The 1,114-nt window shown below is 70.0% G+C and carries 1 protein-coding gene; it reads right to left on the reverse strand.

Annotated elements, in window-relative coordinates:
• Window positions 1-1,112 (reverse strand): hypothetical protein (locus CCN56_RS38720; RefSeq protein WP_107484300.1); only part of this gene is annotated, 1,112 nt, incomplete at its 3' end.
• Window positions 1,113-1,114 lie beyond the last annotated feature (2 nt).

Raw genomic sequence — 1,114 nt, forward strand, 5'->3', positions numbered from 1 at the left:
GAGCTCTGGGAGGTGCCGCCGCCGTTGTCGCGGGTGCTGTGGGTCTTGATGCCCTGGGAGACGAGGGAGGCGGGGGAGGAGATGACGGCCGCGGCCGCGTTCTCGCCGGCGCGGTGGAGGCGGTTGTTGCGGGAGGCGGCGATCTCGTCGCCGAAGCCGGGGACGAAGCGGTAGATCATCGCGGAGGCGAAGATGGCGAGCAGGATGATCGAGAGGCCGGACACGACGGCGGAGACGGAGTCGGGGCCGGTGTCGGAGGAGAGCGCGCCGGCCAGGCCGAGGACGATCACGATGACCGGTTTGACCAGGATGATCGCGATCATGATGCCGGCCCAGCGGCGGACGTGGCCCCACATGTTCTTGTCGACGAGACCGGAGTAGACGACGACGCCGAGGAGCGCGCCGACGTACAGCAGGACGGCGCGGAGGAACAGTTCCAGGTAGAGGACGCCGGCGGCGATGACGGTCACCAGGGACACGATGATCAGCATGATGGGGCCGCCACCGATGCTGTCGCCCTTCTGGAGGGCCTGTTTGAAGCTGCCGAAGAAGATGTCGGTCTGCTGGCCGGTGCCGGAGGCGATGACCTCGGTGATGGCGTCGGTGGCGTTGACGACGGTGTAGAGGATCAGGGGTGTGAAGGCGGAGGCGAGGACCGTCAGCCAGAGGAAGCCGATGGCTTCGGAGAGGGCCGTGGTGAGGGGGACGCCGCGGACGGCCCGCTTGGCGACGGCGAGGAGCCAGAGGAGGAGGGTGAGGAAGGTGGCGGCGGCGAAGACGATGGCGTAGCGGCCGAGGAACTGCATGTTGGTGAAGTCGACGTCGGCGGTCTCTTTGACGGCCTTGGAGAGGTAGTCGATGGTCGCTACGGCGGCGTCGGCGAAGCCGCGGGCGAGGGAGGAGAGGGGGTCGAGGGCGGAGGTGGGGTCGGTGACGGAGGAGCCGCCGCCGGTGCCGCCCGTCTGGCCCTTCTCGCACAGCTCGCGGGCCTGGCCGAAGATGAGCCCGCACTCGTTCGAGCCGGCGGTCGGCGTCGGCGTCGGGGTGGGCGTGGGGGCCGCGTGGGCGGCCGGGGCCAGGAGCAGGGGTACGGAGAGGAACGCGGCCGTCAGCG

This window comes from Streptomyces sp. NRRL B-24572, assembly GCF_002156145.1.
In the GTDB taxonomy this organism is placed as follows: Bacteria; Actinomycetota; Actinomycetes; order Streptomycetales; family Streptomycetaceae; genus Streptomyces; species Streptomyces vietnamensis.